The organism is Limosilactobacillus caccae (assembly GCF_900156885.1).
Taxonomy (GTDB): domain Bacteria; phylum Bacillota; class Bacilli; order Lactobacillales; family Lactobacillaceae; genus Limosilactobacillus; species Limosilactobacillus caccae.
Window position 1 is genome coordinate 433,283 of record NZ_FTOY01000010.1, and the last position, 16,208, is coordinate 449,490.

The window sequence follows — 16,208 nt, forward strand, 5'->3', positions numbered from 1 at the left end:
ACTAGCGCGGCTGGTCTTTTTAATTTTTAAAGATTACCACAATCGATTGGGGAGAATATCGTGAGCCGGTGCTTTTTAGTTGAGGTTATTAGTGGAAGAATTCATCTTTAACGGGTGGTGTGATATGATAGATTTAGCCAAAATCTTAGCTATTTTGGGAGGATTAATATGCAAAAATTTTTCAGTCGCGAGAACTGGGAATTCTTTTTTGAACACCCAGCCGTCCGCTGGAATGTCTGCTATATCATACTTTTAACAATTATTGGTCTTATTTTTGCTTTTATGGCCAACTGGATTGTTGGGACTATTATCCTGGTAGTCGCAATTTTCGGTGGAATTATAAGTATACAACGATTAAGAAAAATAGTTATTGATGCTCATGAATACTTAAATGAGCTGACCTATCAAGTACAACGGGGCCAACAAGAGGCGTTATTGGAAATGCCTGTTGGAATGATTATGTTAGACCGCCGTCATGAGGTTGAATGGATTAACCCGTACATGGCGCGCTACTTTAACCTTGAAATTGTTGTGGGAAAACCAATTAACGATGTTGATTCAGACTTAGCGACATTAATTGAAGATCATGCGGATAATCGAAAGACGCAGGTAGTGACATGGCGTAACCGTCGCTTTGAGTTTCTGGTCCAGCACCAGGGACGGGTTATCTATTTAATGGATATCACAAAGTACGAATTGATCAGTGCTCAGTACCAAGACGAACAGATCTTCTTGGGGAATGTTTACCTTGATAATTACGATGAGTTAATTCAGGGGATGAGTGATTCGGATGTTTCTAACCTTCACAACTACGTAACTTCTGAAATCAGTGCTTGGGCAAACGCCAACCACTTGTTAATGAAGATCATTGATGATGATAATTACCTGATCATCGGTCACCAGGCCTCCTTGCGGGAGCTTGAGAAGCAAAAGTTTAAGATCCTTGATACTATTCGGGAGAATACTTCCAAGCAAAATTCACCAGTGACGCTTAGTGTGGGGATTGCTTATGGGGAAAATGACCTTGTTAAGCTTGCTGACACGGCGCAGAACAACCTTGACCTGGCTCTTGGCCGTGGTGGAGACCAGGTTGTCGTGCGGGCGCAGGACCAGGAAGCGCGGTTCTATGGTGGAAAGACCAACCCAATGGAAAAGCGGACCCGGGTACGGGCGCGGATGATCAGCCAGGCGCTCCAAGAACTGATGGCCCAGTCGGACCAATTATTCGTGATGGGTCACACCAACCCGGACATGGATTCGATTGGGGCCTGCCTCGGGATTCGCCGGATAGCGGAAATGAATGGCCGGGAGTGCTGGATTGTCGTTAACGATGAGCACTTGCACTCTGATATCCAGCGGTTGATGGCGGAGATGGATAATTACCAAAATATTAAGGACCATATCATTTCGCCAGCCACGGCCCTGGAAAAAGTTACCAACAATAGTTTACTGGTAATGGTGGACCATGCTAAACGGGCGATTACCATTGCCCCCGACCTATATGATAAAATGCAAAATAGGTTAGTGATTATTGACCACCACCGGCGGGGCGAAGATTTCCCTGAAAACCCATTGCTGGTCTACATTGAGCCATATGCCTCGTCGACGTGCGAGTTAATCACGGAAATGTTTGAATACCAGCCACGGGAAGGAAAGGGCTTGAATAAGCTGGAGGCAACGACAATGCTGACGGGGATTCAAGTCGATACCAAGTCCTTTACCAAGAGTGCGGGGACGCGAACCTTTGATGCGGCTAGTTATTTACGGTCTGCCGGGGCTGATGGGTTGATGATCCAGTCCTTTATGAAGGAAAATCCGCAGACATTTATGAAACGAAATCACTTAATTTCTCGTGCAGAGATAATCAATGCTAAAATAGCATTGTGTGCAGGTGAAGAGGGACAGGTATATGACCCGGTCACCGCTGCGCAATCTGCGGACATGTTGTTGCAGATGAGCGGGATTGAAGCTTCATTTGTTATCTATGCACGCGCTGATGGGAAGGTCGGCATTTCTGCCCGGTCGATGGGCAATGTTAACGTCCAAGTGATCATGGAAGAAATGGGTGGCGGTGGTCACCTTGCAAATGCAGCGACCCAGATTAGTGATAAGACAATTGACCAGGTTAAGCAGGAGTTGTTGACAATTATCAACAAACCTGACGAAGACCAGGATGAACCAGAGGAGTGACAGTAATGAAAGTTATTTTTATGCAAGACGTACGTGGCCGTGGTAAGCGGGGCCAAGTTAAAGACGTTCCTGACGGTTATGCCCAAAACTTCTTAATCAAGCGGGGCTTGGCAAAACAAGCCACTAAGGCTGCGATGAGCCAGTTAAAGGGGCAACAACGGGCTGAAGAAAAGCACGCGGCCGAAGAATTTGCGGAAGCTAAACGGATGAAGAAGATTTTAGAGGCTGATGACACAGTTGTTGAATTGAGTGGGAAGGCCGGAACAGATGGCCGGATGTTTGGTTCAATTTCAACGAAGCAGATTGCGACAGCTTTGCAGAAGCAGTTTGACTTGAAGATCGACAAGCGCAAGATTGAATTAGCAGCGCCAATCAAGGCCCTGGGTTACGTTAATGTGCCAATCAAGCTGCACCCGCAAGTAGAAGCAACAATTAGCGTGCACATCGCGGAAAAGTAATGATTTAAGGAGCGGTATCGCCATGGATAATGCACCAGTGCAAGAAGAGCCACGCGATATAGAAGCCGAAAAAGCAGTTCTTGGGGCTGCTTTTTTGAGTAAAAACGCGTTAGCCGATGCAATGGAATACTTGGAGCCCCGGGACTTTTACCGGAAGGCTCACCAGATCATTTTTGAAAAGATGATCCAATTAAATGATGATGATCAGCCAATTGATCCGTTGACGATGAAGAACGTCCTTGACCAGGATAACCAAACGGAAAATGTTGGTGGAATTGCTTATATTGGTGAACTGGCGACCGCGGTACCGACCGCTGCCAACGTCGTGTACTATTCTAAAATTGTCCACGATAAGGCAGTTTCGCGGCGGTTGATCAATACGGCGACGAAGATTATCAACGATAGCTATGCGGATGATGGAAAGATTGAAGAACAGTTGGACCGGGCAGAACAAGAGATCATGGCGATTTCGGAAAATAGTCGGCAGACTGGTTTTCAAAGCATTCGTGACGTATTGGAACAATCGATGCACCATGTCAGCGAGTTATCGCGGCAAGATTCGGAAATCACTGGCTTGTCGACCGGTTACCCCCAATTGGATGAAATGACGACCGGCCTTCATAGTGATGAATTAGTTATTATTGCTGCCCGGCCAGCCGTGGGAAAGACTGCCTTTGCGTTGAACATTGCCCAAAACGTTGCGACCCGGACTGATAAGACGGTTGCGATCTTCAGCCTCGAAATGGGGGCAGAATCGCTGGTTAACCGGATGCTGTGTGCGGAAGGAAATATCAGTGCTAACCACCTGCGGACGGGGCAGCTGACTACGGACGAGTGGAACAGCCTCTTTGTGGCGTCTGGGGCATTAAGTGATGCCAGCATCTTCATTGATGACACCGCCGGAATTAAGGTGGCTGAAATTCGGGCCCGGTGCCGGCGGTTAGCCAAGGAAAAGGGCAACCTCGGCCTGATTGTCATTGACTACCTCCAGTTGATTGAAGGGAGTAACCCCGACAACCGGCAACAGGAAGTTTCAGAAATTTCGCGGCAACTAAAGAAGCTTGCTAAGGAATTAGGGGTGCCGGTGATTGCACTTTCCCAGTTATCGCGGGGAGTCGAACAGCGGCAAGATAAGCGGCCAGTGCTGTCTGATATCCGGGAGTCAGGGTCAATTGAGCAGGATGCCGATATCGTTAGTTTCCTCTACCGTGACGACTATTATGAGCACGCTGAGGGTGACGACGATCAGCAGCAAGGTAACCAGCAAAATGACGATGACAATAGCGCAAGTGAAGTTGAAGTCATTATTGAAAAGAACCGTAGTGGTCCGCGGGGCACGGTCAAATTATTATTCGCGAAGTCCTATAATAAGTTTGCGCCGATTTCATATGTTCCAGAGGATAATAATTAATTAACACGAAAAGGGTATTTCAGACAAAACTGGGGTAGCCTTTTTCATTTATAAAGTCATTAATAGAGATTTTATTGGAAAGTAAAGGTATCATAGTAATTGAGGAGGCGTTAATAATGAACCGTCAAGGAGTTGAATTAAAGTGGCTATTATTTGGCATGTTCCTGGGGAGCATTGGTAATAGCTTTGTGTGGCCACTAACAACAATTTATATTCACGACCAGCTACACGAATCGTTAACTATCTCGGGGATTGTCCTGCTTTTTTATTCAGGCGCCAATGTTGTTGGTAGTTACGTCAGTGGGCTATTATTTGACCGGGCGAACCCCCGGCACCTGATGATTGGCGGGACGTTATTAGCGACCGTCGTAATGGCCATCATGATTCCGTTTAACGGGTGGCCGGTTTATGGGATCCTGCTGACAGCAATTGGTTTTTTTAACGGCTGGATTATCACGATGGTTAACTCGTTTGCTACCCGTTCGGGACGTGATGGACGCTATGTTTTCAACATGCTCTACTTCGCCAATAATTTGGGGATGGTGATCGGGACAACGATTGTGGGGCCCCTTTACCAATACGCCCACGGGAATGTCTCCCCGATGTTTGCGATCACGACTATCCTGTACGTGATGTTCTTACTCGTTGTTATCCGCCACTTTAAAGATAGCCGGCAGATTGCGCCAACTAGTAGCGATGAAGCCCAGCCAACCGCGGTAAAGATTCCGGCGGCCAACCTGTGGATCAGCTGGATCTTTTTCATTGCCCTGTGTGTCATCTGGACGATGTACGAGCAATGGTCAAGTAACCTGTCAGTCTTTATGACCGACCAGGGGATCTCGATGACGAAATATAGTCTTTTATGGACGTTAAACGGGGTCTTGATTGTTGTCTTGCAACTGGGGATCACTTACTTAAACCGCTGGTACAACCGGCCGTATTTGCAAGTCTTCTTAGGAATCTTTACGATTGGTTTTTCCTTTGTCCTGTTACTCTTTGCCCGTTCATATGGCTGGTTTGTTGCGGCGATGGTTATTCTAACGATCGGGGAGGCAACCGCCCTGCCAACGATGCCCGCAATTGTCAATAGCCTGTCGCCCGCGGCAGTAAAGGGAAAGTACCAGGGAATCTTAAATGCTTTCTCGTCTTTAGGAAAGGCGTTTGGCCCGTTGTTTGGGGGGCTGATGATTGAGGCGAGTTCTTACCACGTTTTATTTGTAATTTGCGCGGCTTCGATTTTCGTGATGGAGGCAATCGTGATGGTTGTTGTTAAATTGCAGCAAAGCAAGGTAACGGAATACTAAAGAAGTGAGTCGATGTTTTACAATAATTTTGACAATGTTCAGGGGGAAGACCGCTGGGGGATGGTCGGCAAGACTGGTGACCCCTTCCGCGAGGACTGCCAATTAAACTTACCGTGCTACCAGTGTCAGCAGGTGCCCTTAGTGATCGCCGAACGCAACTGGGCGGCGACGAATAATGATGATTCGCAGCGCTACCAGATTGTGGTCAGCTGCGAACACTGTGGGGCGGTCGATTATTTCACCGTTAATGATGGCCGGGAAGGAAAGAACGGGAAGCTGCGGCATAGTCACCGCCAACCGACAATTGAAGACTTAATTTGAGAACCGCTGACGTTTGGCGGTTCTTTTTTGATGGTGATATGAATTTTTTGGCATGTGTTTAGCAGGATCATTTCCTATTAGAAGAGCAACTTTATCAACTCATTTTAGTAAGCGCTTTCAAAAAGTGAGCGTTTTGTGATAAGATAAACAATGTAGAGTCGTTTAGATCAGTATAGGAGATGTTACTTTATGAAGATCAAAGCCGCAATTGTTGATGAAAAAGGTGCAAAATTTGATATTCGTGATGACGTTGAATTAGCAGAAATGCAGCCAGATGACTTGCAGGTTCACATGGTGGCATCGGGGATTTGTCACTCTGATGAGGCGCTGCGGAAGGGGGATGCCGAGATTGGCTACCCAATTATCCTTGGTCATGAAGGAGCCGGGATCGTGGAAAAGGTTGGGTCCGAAGTTAAGGACTTCAAGCCGGGCGACCATGTTATCCTTTCGTTTTACGGTTGTGGAAACTGCATTAATTGCTTGAAAGGGCAGCCAACAAAGTGCTTAAACTATGCTGCTAATAACCTCTCCGGGGTTCGTCCCGATGGTAGTGCGCACTTTACTGAAGGTGGGCATCAAGTCGACGATATGTTTGACCAATCATCGTTTACTTCGACGACCGTTGTTCGGGAACGGAATGCTGTTAAGGTTCCGAAAGATCTTGACTTGCGGAAACTCGGCCCACTAGGCTGTGGTTATGTTACCGGGTCTGGGACCGTCTTTAATACATTGAAGCCAGCGCCGGGGTCAACGATTGCGGTCACTGGTACCGGGGCTGTCGGTCTTGCTGCAATGATGGCCGGGAAGATTTCTGGTTGTACCAAGGTAATCGCAATTGACCGGTACGATGCCCGCCTTGACCTGGCAAAGGAACTAGGTGCTACCCACACAATTAATACGACTGATCAAGACATGGTGAAGGCTATTCAGGACTTAACTGATGGCAAGGGCGTTGACTACATCGTTGATACGACCGGTGCGACAAAGGTAATGGAGGATGCAATCCAGGCATTAGCACAAGGGGGCGTCCTTGCAGCGATTGCGGTCACTGCTAACCACATTGATGTAAATACCTGGGATGACCTGTGCCCTTCTGACCGGACAATTATCGGGGTTAACATGGGTGATTCGATTCCCCAAGTGGACATCCCACGGTTGATTGAATTCTACAAGCTCGGCATGTTTGACTTTGATAAGACGGAGAAGTTCTATGACTTTAGCCAGATCAATGAGGCAAATGCTGACTCGGTATCAGGAAAGACGATCAAGCCAGTACTTATCATCGATAAGGATTATCAGCCAGGTGATTAATCCACGCGGTTAGGTAGAGTGCTAGTAAGCTTTTTAGGGCTTGCTGGCGCTTTTCTTTTGCGAGGATTTTAGTGAATCTGTTTTATGTTGGGATATTTTGGGTAAAATAGCTAAAATTAGAAGATTACCGGTATCGTTAAGCAATTGCTTTTGCTAAGATAGGCATAATGAGGTGAGCATAATGGAAATAAGTAAATATCGTTATACTGGGAAAGACTTTAAGATCAAGGCAGCACCGACGATGGTCAAGGATTCGGCTGCTGAATTGAAGAAGATAAAAAAACAAATCCAGGTAAATGTTAAAGAAATCCGTGATGCACAGAAAATGATGTACGCTCGGCGTCATTACGGGGTCCTGGTCGTTTTTCAAGCGATGGACGCAGCCGGTAAGGATAGCATGATCTCGCATATCTTTGCGGGAGTTAACCCGGTCGGCTTTAAAGTTGCCAATTTTAAGCAACCGACCAGCTTAGAGTTGCGCCATGACTACCTATGGCGGGTCAACCGTGAGCTGCCGTTAAGGGGTGACATTGGCGTCTTTAACCGGTCATATTATGAGGACGTCCTTGTTTCCCGTGTTCACCCGGAGATTATCTTAAATTCAAACCTCCCGGAGATCCATTCCCTTCAGGATGTTGATGACCACTTCTTTGAAAAACGGTACGAAGATATTCGGGAATACGAAAAGTACTTAAGCCACAATGGCTACGTTGTGGTCAAGTTCTTCCTCCATGTCTCAAAAGAAGAACAGAAGAACCGGTTCCTTTCACGGATTAATACCCCGGAGAAGAACTGGAAATTCTCGGCGGCCGATATTCGGGAACGGCAGTACTGGGATCAGTACCAGGAGGCCTACGAAAAGGCGATCAACGCGACTGCAACGAAGGAAAATCCATGGTATGTTATCCCGGCCGATGACAAGTGGTATTCGCGGTTGATTGTTTCTGATATTTTGACCAAGCAAATTAAGAAGCTACCACTATCCTATCCGACGATGACCCCAGAACAAGAAGGGGAGCTAGCTAAGGCCCGGCAACTGCTCCTTGATGAAGATAAATAAAACAAGCGCGGTAACCAGTTCCTTGGTCCCGCGCTTGTTTTCGCTAAAAGAAAAAGCTACCGACGAATCGGTAGCTTTAGTAATGGGCAGTCAGGGGATCGAACCCTGGACCCACGGATTAAGAGTCCGTTGCTCTGCCAGCTGAGCTAACTGCCCATGTCATTGACAACATAAATAATAATATCAACTTTTATGATATTTGGCAAGAATTTTTTTAAATTAATTTATTTTTCTTTGCCGACGTATTTTGGAAAAGAAAAAGGCCACCGATAATGGTGACCTGTAAACCTCTGATGGGCAGTCAGGGGATCGAACCCTGGACCCACGGATTAAGAGTCCGTTGCTCTGCCAGCTGAGCTAACTGCCCATATCCTGTATCAGAATACTTAATTATAATAAACCACCCCACCATAATTGTCAAACCTTTTTTTGATTTTTCTAAATTAGTGATGAAATTTGCCCCTGTGCTATAATAGAGGCACTAAAAAGATAACAAGAATAGTAAATAGACAATCAATTAACCCAATTGGAGGGAACCATTGATATGACAAAGAAAATTTTAGTTGTTGATGATGAAAAACCGATTTCTGACATTATCAAATTTAACCTGGAAAAAGAAGGGTATGAAGTCGTTGTTGCTTACGATGGTGAAGCCGCGCTTGAACAAGTCGAAGCAGAAAGTCCTGATTTAATTATTCTTGACTTGATGCTTCCGAAGATTGATGGCCTTGAAGTTGCTAAGCGGGTACGTGCTAAGCACACGACGCCGATTATCATGGTAACGGCCAAGGATTCAGAATTAGACAAGGTCCTCGGTCTTGAATTAGGGGCGGACGACTATGTCACCAAACCGTTTTCTAACCGTGAATTAGTTGCCCGGGTCAAGGCAAACTTACGGCGACAGGCCACGTTGAAGGCGCCAGCGGAAGAAGACAATAATACTGATATTCAAATTGGCGACCTGACGATCCACCCCGAAGCTTACACGGTTACTAAGCGGGGAGAAAATATCAACTTGACCCACCGCGAATTTGAGTTACTCCACTACCTCGCCCAACATATCGGTCAGGTAATCAATCGTGAACACCTCTTACAGACTGTTTGGGGTTATGACTACTTCGGCGATGTGCGGACGGTTGATGTTACTGTCCGGCGGCTGCGGGAAAAGATTGAAGACAACCCGAGCCATCCGCAATGGCTAGTTACCCGGCGGGGGGTTGGCTACTACCTGGCAAATCCTGATCAGAATTAGAGGCTGAACCATTGTGAACAGCAAGTTGAAATTTTACCAATCGATTCGTTTTAAAATCGCCCTCGTATTCGTGCTGATGCTAATGCTGACGCTCGAATGTGTGGGGGCGGTTTTTGTGCGTCAATTGGAACACCAAAACCTAAATACGTTTAAGCAGACGATCGAACTGCCGTCCTACGTTGATAATTCACTGGGCGAGCAGTTGTCCCGGTCAAATACGAAGAAGGCCAATAAGCAAATTAGCCAGATTCTTTCGGAAGTCAATAACAATAATATTTCAGAAATTCGGGTCGTCGATAACAAGAGTGTGATTCGCGGTACCAGTAACAATGATAACCGCAGTATTATTGGGCAAAAGATGACCGACCAGGCCGTGAAGGCGACCCTCTTGAATAACCGGTCGCATACCGAAAACCTGTATGATAATTCCAACCATACCCGTTACTACATTAACGTTATCCCGCTAGTGGACAACAGTAATAACAGTGTTGTCGGGGCGGTTTACCTTCGCGCAAGCCTAGAGAGTGTCTACTCCAATATCAACAACATCACCCTGGTCTACCTATCGGCGGCGATGATTACGATTGTGATTAGCCTAATCCTCGCGATTATTATTTCCCAGGAAATAACCCGGCCAATTGAAGAGATGCGGAAACAAACCCTGCGGATCGCCCGGGGCGACTATTCTGGCCAGGTCCGGGTAATGGGCAATGATGAGCTGGGGCAACTCGCCGGGGCAGTTAATAACCTGTCCGTGCGGGTGGAAGAAGCCCAAGAGTCCAGTGATTCTGAACGGCGGCGGCTTGATAGCATCCTTTCCCACATGTCTGATGGGGTGCTGGCAACTGACCGGCGCGGGAATGTTACTATCGTCAATAGCATGGCAATTCAGTTGCTGGGTGTCGACCATGAAGACGACTTGATCGGAAAGTCAATTATCGACGTTCTCGATATCCGTCATGACTATACCGTCCGTCAGCTGGTTGATAGTGAGCAAAAGGAAATGATCCTTGATATGGCTAATTCGGGTAATAATTTGATCTTGAATGCCTACTTTTCACCAATTCAGCGGGAATCAGGGTTTGTTAGCGGCCTTGTCTGTGTTCTTCATGATGTCACGAGCCAACAAAAAGAGGAACGGGAGCGCAAGCAATTTGTTTCCAACGTCTCCCACGAATTACGGACCCCGCTTACCAGTGTGCGGTCGTATGTTGAGGCGTTGAGTGATGGCGCATGGCAGGATAAAGAAATTGCCCCGCAATTCTTGAAGGTGGTCCAGGATGAGACTGACCGGATGATCCGGATGATCAATGACCTCTTGAGTCTGTCGCGGATGGATGCCGGAACGACCAAGTTAAACCTCGAATACGTGAATATTAACGAGCTGTTTAACTACATCCTTAACCGGTTTGACATGATTATCAAAAAAGAGGAAGACCCGAAAAAGAAGAAGTATACGATTGAGCGCTACTTTACGAAGAAGGATTTATGGGTTGAAATCGACACGGATAAATTCACCCAGGTAATTGATAACATCATGAATAACGCGATTAAGTATTCACCGGACGGTGGGGTCATCACCACCCGCCTATTAGAAACGCATAACCACGTTATTCTGAGTATTTCTGACCAGGGCCTTGGGATTCCGCGAAAGGACCTTGGCCGAATCTTTGACCGTTTCTTCCGGGTGGATAAGGCCCGAAGCCGCAAGCAGGGCGGTACCGGTTTAGGTCTCGCCATTTCCAAGGAAGTTATTAATATGCTAAACGGGCAAATCTGGGTAGATAGTGTTGAAGGCAAGGGCTCGACGTTCTATATTTCCTTGCCATATGTACCTTATGAGGAGGACGAATGGGATGATCAGGAAACTGAAGACTAACTGGCAAGCAATCGCCTTAACGGTTGTTGTAATTATTAGTTTAGTTCTTTCGTGGATTATTTGGACCAACCCGTTTCCTTATGAGGGGGCCCGGCACGAAAACTTTAGTAATAGCCAGTCGCAACAGTTCACCCCCCAGTCAATGGGTGATGTCTACCTGCCGACAAAGGCGATTCAAACGGGTAAGGATGGCAGGCAAAATCAGTTATTCAGCCAAAAAGCCAATTTGGTGCTGAGTGTCAAGAAACAGTTACAGGGGTGGAAGCTCGGCCGGACGAGTATTGTTAAACGGGATAACAGCGATGTCTATCTCAGTTACTTACGGCGGCGAAACTCCCTGATGCTCACCTATCCCGATGAGATTCCATCATCGGTATTCAATGAGACCTTTTCCCAAGCCATTGATACCGCCCGGGTTGGGCAGATAAACCATATCGTGATTCCGTTAAACGGTCAGCGGGAGATTTACCTCCTAAGTGACCACCGCTACGGTGTTTACCAGGTCCGGGTTTCAAAGGGGAGTACTAGTAAGGTCAAGCGATTGTTGGCGCCGATGAAAAAGATCCCGGTTGACCACAAGATTATTAATGGGACAGCGGTAATGATGTATCCACGGTCGTTTGAGTTGCCGGTAATTGGTTACCAAATTACGAGCCAAAACATTGATAACCTTAGTGCAAGTTTGATGAGCACTAGTCAGCATACAACGATTACGGCTAACCGAAGTGGCAATGAGACGATTTATACGGACGGGACTAATAAGCGGCTAATATATAACCGTAGTATTGGGACAATGAAGTATGAAAACTACTTGAGCAAGGATGACCGGGAATCAACGAGTCTGATATACCCGCACTTCTATACAAAGTTAACGAAGATTGGGATTCCACTGGATAATATCCGCTACGATAGTGCTAGCGCCCATGGTCGCCGCCTCACTTACCGTTCCTATGTGAATGGTTTTCCCATCTTTAATAATAATGAGTATGGTGAAGTTACTATGGAATCGACCAGTGGCGGTAATGAACGCTACTGGATGAGTCTATATAGCCTTCAGGTGCCGCTACCGATCAACCACCAGAATGTCAAGTTACCATCGAGCACTGAGGTTATTAACCAACTTCACGCAACGAACCGGTTGAAAGACGTTAATAACTTGCGACTTGGTTATGCTTGGAAGACCGAAAATAAGAACCACCGGACGGTTAAGCTAGTGCCGACGTACTTTGTAAAGTATCGTGGTCACTGGGTTGAATATACGTACTTGGAGAAATAGGAGGGGTCGAAGATGAATTTTAAACGTATTCAGTGGATATTCCTCCTGGCCTTTCTGCTTTTTGACATTATCGTCGGTAGTTCCCTTGTCCTCGAGACACGTTTTACGGTGTCAAATGGGCAGCAGAACCGCCAGTCAGCAGTCCTAAAAGAAATGAAAAACGACTCGATTAGCTATGGTGAACTGACTGGCAAGCGGCAGACTGGTTATTATATTGCCGGTAAGCGGTCCGCAGATAACGGGGTGCTCGAACAAGAAAGCAATAAGCTTCGTAATCAAGATGCCCACTTCTCTTCGGAAACGTTGACGAGTGAATTTGATGACCCGCTTAAAATTAACCCCGAAAATCCCGCTAAACGGCTCAACCAGCTAGTAATGAATAAAAAGATGGTGGTGCTAGGGAAACATTACCGCTATAATGAGCAATTATCTGATAAGAACACCATTGTCTACTCCCAAGTCCTCGAAGGCTTACCGCTGGTTGGCAGTGATGGCCAGTTACGGTTCCGCGTAAATTCCGATCATGAGGTGACGGGGTATACGCAGACCTACTTACAAGATGTTGAAGTATTGCGGCAACGCTCCAATACAATTAGTCAACGACGGGCCGTCACCTGGCTGTACAAGCACAACCAGATCCCGAATAATTCTCGGATATTATGGGCAAACTTATCGTATGCCAAGCTGTTAAATACCACGACCGACAATAAGGCGGTCTACGTGCCGACCTGGGTTGTCGAGATTCGGACAAAGAACTCCGGCGCGGTTCAACGCTTGCAGGTAAATGCCTTCAATAGCACGGTGATGAAGGAGTCGCCAGACAGTGTAAATACTAATTCATTAAATAATAACTAAGGAGTAATTCGCGTGGCAGAAACAGATCCGTTGCGTTACAGTATCCTAGCTAGTGGCAGTACTGGTAACGTCACTTATTTAGAAACAAATAATCACCGAATTTTGATTGATGCTGGTCTAAGTGGCAAGCGGATTGAAAATTTGATGAACAAAATTGACCGCTCCCTAAAAGATGTCGATGCGATTTTCGTAACGCATGAGCACAGTGACCATACCCACGGGGTTGGTGTATTAGCGCGACGTTATGGGATGGACGTGTATGCCAATGAGGGGACGTGGCAGGCGATGGCTAGCAAGGTCGGCAAGATCCCCCTTGAACAAAAGCACATCATCGCCCCTAACACGGTAAAGGACTTTGGTGACATGGATATCGAAAGCTTTGCCGTCTCTCATGATGCGGCCCAACCCCAGTTTTACCAGATCCATCATGACAATAAGACCTTTTGTGTTTTGACGGATACTGGCTATGTCTCTGACCGGGTGGCGGGGACGATCCGCGATGCCGATGCATACCTGATGGAGTGTAACCATGATACGGAGATGTTGCGGATGGGGCCTTATGCCTGGTCGTTAAAGCAGCGGATCCTGGGGGATGAAGGTCACCTCTCAAATGAGGAGGGGGCTGATGCCTTGATGGACATAATTGGGCACCGCACGAAGGAGATTTTTCTGGGGCACCGCAGCCAGCATAACAATATGCGGTCACTAGCCCACTTGACGGTTGCCAGTTTAATGGAGCAGCACGACTTTGGGGTAAATCATGATTTTAACTTGCATGATGCGGAACCGGAAACGCCCAGCAAATTAATGACTTTATAGTGCAAAGGCGAAGAGATTAATGTTTTTACTGAATTTGTTCAATTATTTTTCACATTTAAATTGTAATTTAATAACAACAAATTCAATTAGGGGAGGAGCTTATGAATGAATAAGATGTTTAAAAATCTGCGTGGACGCTTGTGGCTAGGGGTTATCCTCGTCGGTTTGCTTGCCGGTTTAATCGGTAGTGGGATTGGACTGGGAATCAATAACATGGTGCAAAACCACGAAGAAGTAACCGGCACCCGGGTACCAAGCAGTTCTAATAAGAATGGCGGCACCAAGGTCAATAAAAACAAGGCGGACTTAAACGGTGAGGCTTCCCAGGCATATAAGTCAGTTCAAGGGGCCGTTGTTAGTGTGATCAATAAACAAAAGGTCCAACAATCAAGCGGGACGCTAGGGATCTTTGGTTATGGCAGCAGTAGTGACAACAGTTCTTCAGCGGACAGCAACAAGCTGGAAACTGCCAGTGAAGGTTCTGGGGTTATTTACAAGAAGGATGGTGACTCCGCCTATGTCGTAACTAATAACCACGTTGTAAAGGGGTCAAACGCCCTGCAAGTAATCTTGAGCAACGGAAAAAAGGTTAACGCTGACTTGGTTGGGGCAGATTCCGCAACCGACTTAGCAGTTTTGAAGATTAACTCCAGTAACGTTAAGACGGTGGCATCGTTTGGAAACTCAAACTCAATTGTCCCTGGTCAAGATGTATTAGCGATCGGTTCACCAATGGGGAGCGAATACGCTAATACCGTTACGAAGGGGATTGTTTCTGCCAAGAACCGGACACTAAAGGCGGGCACGGATGGGACCCTCACGTCAGTTATTCAAACCGACGCGGCGATTAACTCCGGTAACTCTGGTGGCCCATTGATCAACATGGCAGGACAAGTAATCGGGATCAACTCGATGAAGTTGGCATCTGATACCCAGGGGTCGTCTGTTGAAGGGATTGGTTTTGCGATCCCAAGTAATGAAGTAGTGACGATTATCAACCAGTTAATCAAGGACGGCAAGATTTCCCGGCCATCACTAGGAATCAGCATGGTGGACTTGAGCAATGTTACCTCCGACCAACAGCAATCAGTGCTAAAGCTACCAACAAGTGTTACTAAGGGGGTCGTGGTCATGGATGTGAACGGCGGCTCTGTCGCTGACACTGCAGGCTTAAAGCAGTATGACGTGATTACCAAGCTGGGTGATACCACCATTACCGACACGGGTTCGTTGAAGGCCGCCTTGTACAAGTACAAGGTTGGTGACACGGCCAAGGTTACTTACTACCGTGACGGTCAACAGCAAACAGCAACCCTCCACCTAACCAAGAGTACTGATACAACAAATAACTCCACCCAAAATGATGGAGAATAAGCAAATAACGGCTGGCATTCGTGTCAGCCGTTATTTTGCTTTAAAGGGGTATAATGGAGGGAGTACTTTGAAAAGGATGGTGGACCAGATGAATAATCCACGTTTTAAGTATCCAGACACCAAGGCGTATAACTTTGTGGTTCAGCGTCTCCAAGACCGGGGCGTCAACTTGGACGACCTAGCGCAGATCGTTTATGACACCCAGAAGAAGTTTGAACCAGAATTGACTCTTGAGTTTTGTCAGACGGCGCTAGTGGACGCCCTGCACAAGCGGGAGCTATTAAACAATGCGATGGTGGCGTTAGAACTTGACCGCCTAACCCAGGAAGGGAAGGTCGAAGAGCCCCTAGCAAGTATTATTAAAAATGATGTTGGGGTCTTTGGGGTGGATGAAACCCTCGCCCTGCAGATCGCCAATATTTACGGGACAATTGGGACAACTAACTTTGGCTTTTTTGACCGGGAGAAGAACGGAATTATCGCCCGGTTTGACCGCGACGGAATCCATGTGAATACGTTCATTGATGACTTGCTAGCGGCAATTGTGGCCGCGGTTTGTGGGAAGATTGCCCATCAATATGCTTAAATTAGTTTTTTTTAATTTTTTAATTGACATCTAATTTTCTCCCTGGTACAATAATTGCAATTCATCAAGAGGAGTAAATGACAAATGAGAAACCAAACTTTACAATTTAATA

At 46.6% G+C, this 16,208-nt stretch carries 14 protein-coding genes and 2 tRNA genes; 14 read left to right on the forward strand and 2 right to left on the reverse strand.

Features of this window, described 5'->3' with window-relative positions; genetic code table 11:
• Positions 1 to 168: 168 nt before the first annotated feature.
• The 7 genes from CZ502_RS05340 to CZ502_RS05370 all read left to right on the forward strand — a co-directional run bounded on the left by CZ502_RS05340 (position 169) and on the right by CZ502_RS05370 (position 8,055).
• Positions 169 to 2,190, forward strand: a complete 2,022-nt coding sequence (locus CZ502_RS05340; RefSeq protein WP_076460285.1) for a DHH family phosphoesterase — start codon at positions 169 to 171, stop codon at positions 2,188 to 2,190.
• A 5-nt stretch (positions 2,191 to 2,195) separates the two neighbouring features.
• A complete protein-coding gene (rplI, locus tag CZ502_RS05345) occupies positions 2,196 to 2,648 on the forward strand; it encodes a 50S ribosomal protein L9 (protein ID WP_076460287.1) in 453 nt (150 codons plus the stop codon).
• A gap of 22 nt (positions 2,649 to 2,670) precedes the next feature.
• Positions 2,671 to 4,059 carry a replicative DNA helicase gene (gene dnaB / locus CZ502_RS05350; RefSeq protein ID WP_076460289.1) on the forward strand — a complete coding sequence of 463 codons (1,389 nt, stop codon included), beginning with the start codon at positions 2,671 to 2,673 and terminating at the stop codon, positions 4,057 to 4,059.
• 116 nt (positions 4,060 to 4,175) lie between these two features.
• Entirely contained in the window at positions 4,176 to 5,363 is a 1,188-nt protein-coding gene (locus tag CZ502_RS05355) for an MDR family MFS transporter (protein WP_076460291.1), read from the forward strand.
• 12 nt (positions 5,364 to 5,375) lie between these two features.
• On the forward strand, positions 5,376 to 5,684 hold the full coding sequence (locus tag CZ502_RS05360; RefSeq protein ID WP_076460293.1) for a hypothetical protein: 309 nt from the start codon (positions 5,376 to 5,378) through the stop codon (positions 5,682 to 5,684).
• A 189-nt stretch (positions 5,685 to 5,873) separates the two neighbouring features.
• On the forward strand, positions 5,874 to 6,995 hold the full coding sequence (locus tag CZ502_RS05365) for an NAD(P)-dependent alcohol dehydrogenase (protein WP_076460295.1): 1,122 nt from the start codon (positions 5,874 to 5,876) through the stop codon (positions 6,993 to 6,995).
• A 181-nt stretch (positions 6,996 to 7,176) separates the two neighbouring features.
• Positions 7,177 to 8,055, forward strand: a complete 879-nt coding sequence (locus tag CZ502_RS05370) for a PPK2 family polyphosphate kinase (protein ID WP_076460297.1) — start codon at positions 7,177 to 7,179, stop codon at positions 8,053 to 8,055.
• 83 nt (positions 8,056 to 8,138) lie between these two features.
• On the opposite strand, the gene CZ502_RS05375 is transcribed toward CZ502_RS05370, so the two are convergent.
• Positions 8,139 to 8,211 (reverse strand) — tRNA-Lys (locus CZ502_RS05375).
• 138 nt (positions 8,212 to 8,349) lie between these two features.
• Positions 8,350 to 8,422, reverse strand: a tRNA-Lys gene (locus CZ502_RS05380).
• Positions 8,423 to 8,599: 177 nt separating this feature from the next.
• Here CZ502_RS05380 and yycF point away from each other — a divergent pair.
• The 7 genes from yycF to CZ502_RS05415 all read left to right on the forward strand — a co-directional run bounded on the left by yycF (position 8,600) and on the right by CZ502_RS05415 (position 16,096).
• Positions 8,600 to 9,307 carry a response regulator YycF gene (gene yycF / locus CZ502_RS05385; protein WP_076460300.1) on the forward strand — a complete coding sequence of 236 codons (708 nt, stop codon included), beginning with the start codon at positions 8,600 to 8,602 and terminating at the stop codon, positions 9,305 to 9,307.
• 13 nt (positions 9,308 to 9,320) lie between these two features.
• The gene (walK, locus tag CZ502_RS05390; RefSeq protein ID WP_076460302.1) at positions 9,321 to 11,186 is read left to right on the forward strand and encodes a cell wall metabolism sensor histidine kinase WalK; all 1,866 of its coding nucleotides are present in this window, start codon (positions 9,321 to 9,323) and stop codon (positions 11,184 to 11,186) included.
• Complete coding sequence (locus CZ502_RS05395; RefSeq protein ID WP_076460304.1) at positions 11,164 to 12,462, forward strand: YycH family regulatory protein; 1,299 nt, start codon at positions 11,164 to 11,166, stop codon at positions 12,460 to 12,462. Before walK ends, CZ502_RS05395 begins: the two co-directional genes overlap by 23 nt.
• 12 nt (positions 12,463 to 12,474) lie before the next feature.
• Complete coding sequence (locus tag CZ502_RS05400; RefSeq protein ID WP_076460307.1) at positions 12,475 to 13,317, forward strand: two-component system regulatory protein YycI; 843 nt, start codon at positions 12,475 to 12,477, stop codon at positions 13,315 to 13,317.
• Positions 13,318 to 13,329: 12 nt separating this feature from the next.
• The gene (locus CZ502_RS05405; RefSeq protein ID WP_076460309.1) at positions 13,330 to 14,136 is read left to right on the forward strand and encodes an MBL fold metallo-hydrolase; all 807 of its coding nucleotides are present in this window, start codon (positions 13,330 to 13,332) and stop codon (positions 14,134 to 14,136) included.
• A 105-nt stretch (positions 14,137 to 14,241) separates the two neighbouring features.
• Positions 14,242 to 15,510 (forward strand): S1C family serine protease, encoded by a 1,269-nt coding sequence (locus tag CZ502_RS05410; RefSeq protein WP_076460311.1) that lies wholly within the window; start codon positions 14,242 to 14,244, stop codon positions 15,508 to 15,510.
• Positions 15,511 to 15,598: 88 nt separating this feature from the next.
• On the forward strand, positions 15,599 to 16,096 hold the full coding sequence (locus CZ502_RS05415; RefSeq protein WP_076460593.1) for a phosphatidylglycerophosphatase A family protein: 498 nt from the start codon (positions 15,599 to 15,601) through the stop codon (positions 16,094 to 16,096).
• Positions 16,097 to 16,208: the final 112 nt, after the last annotated feature.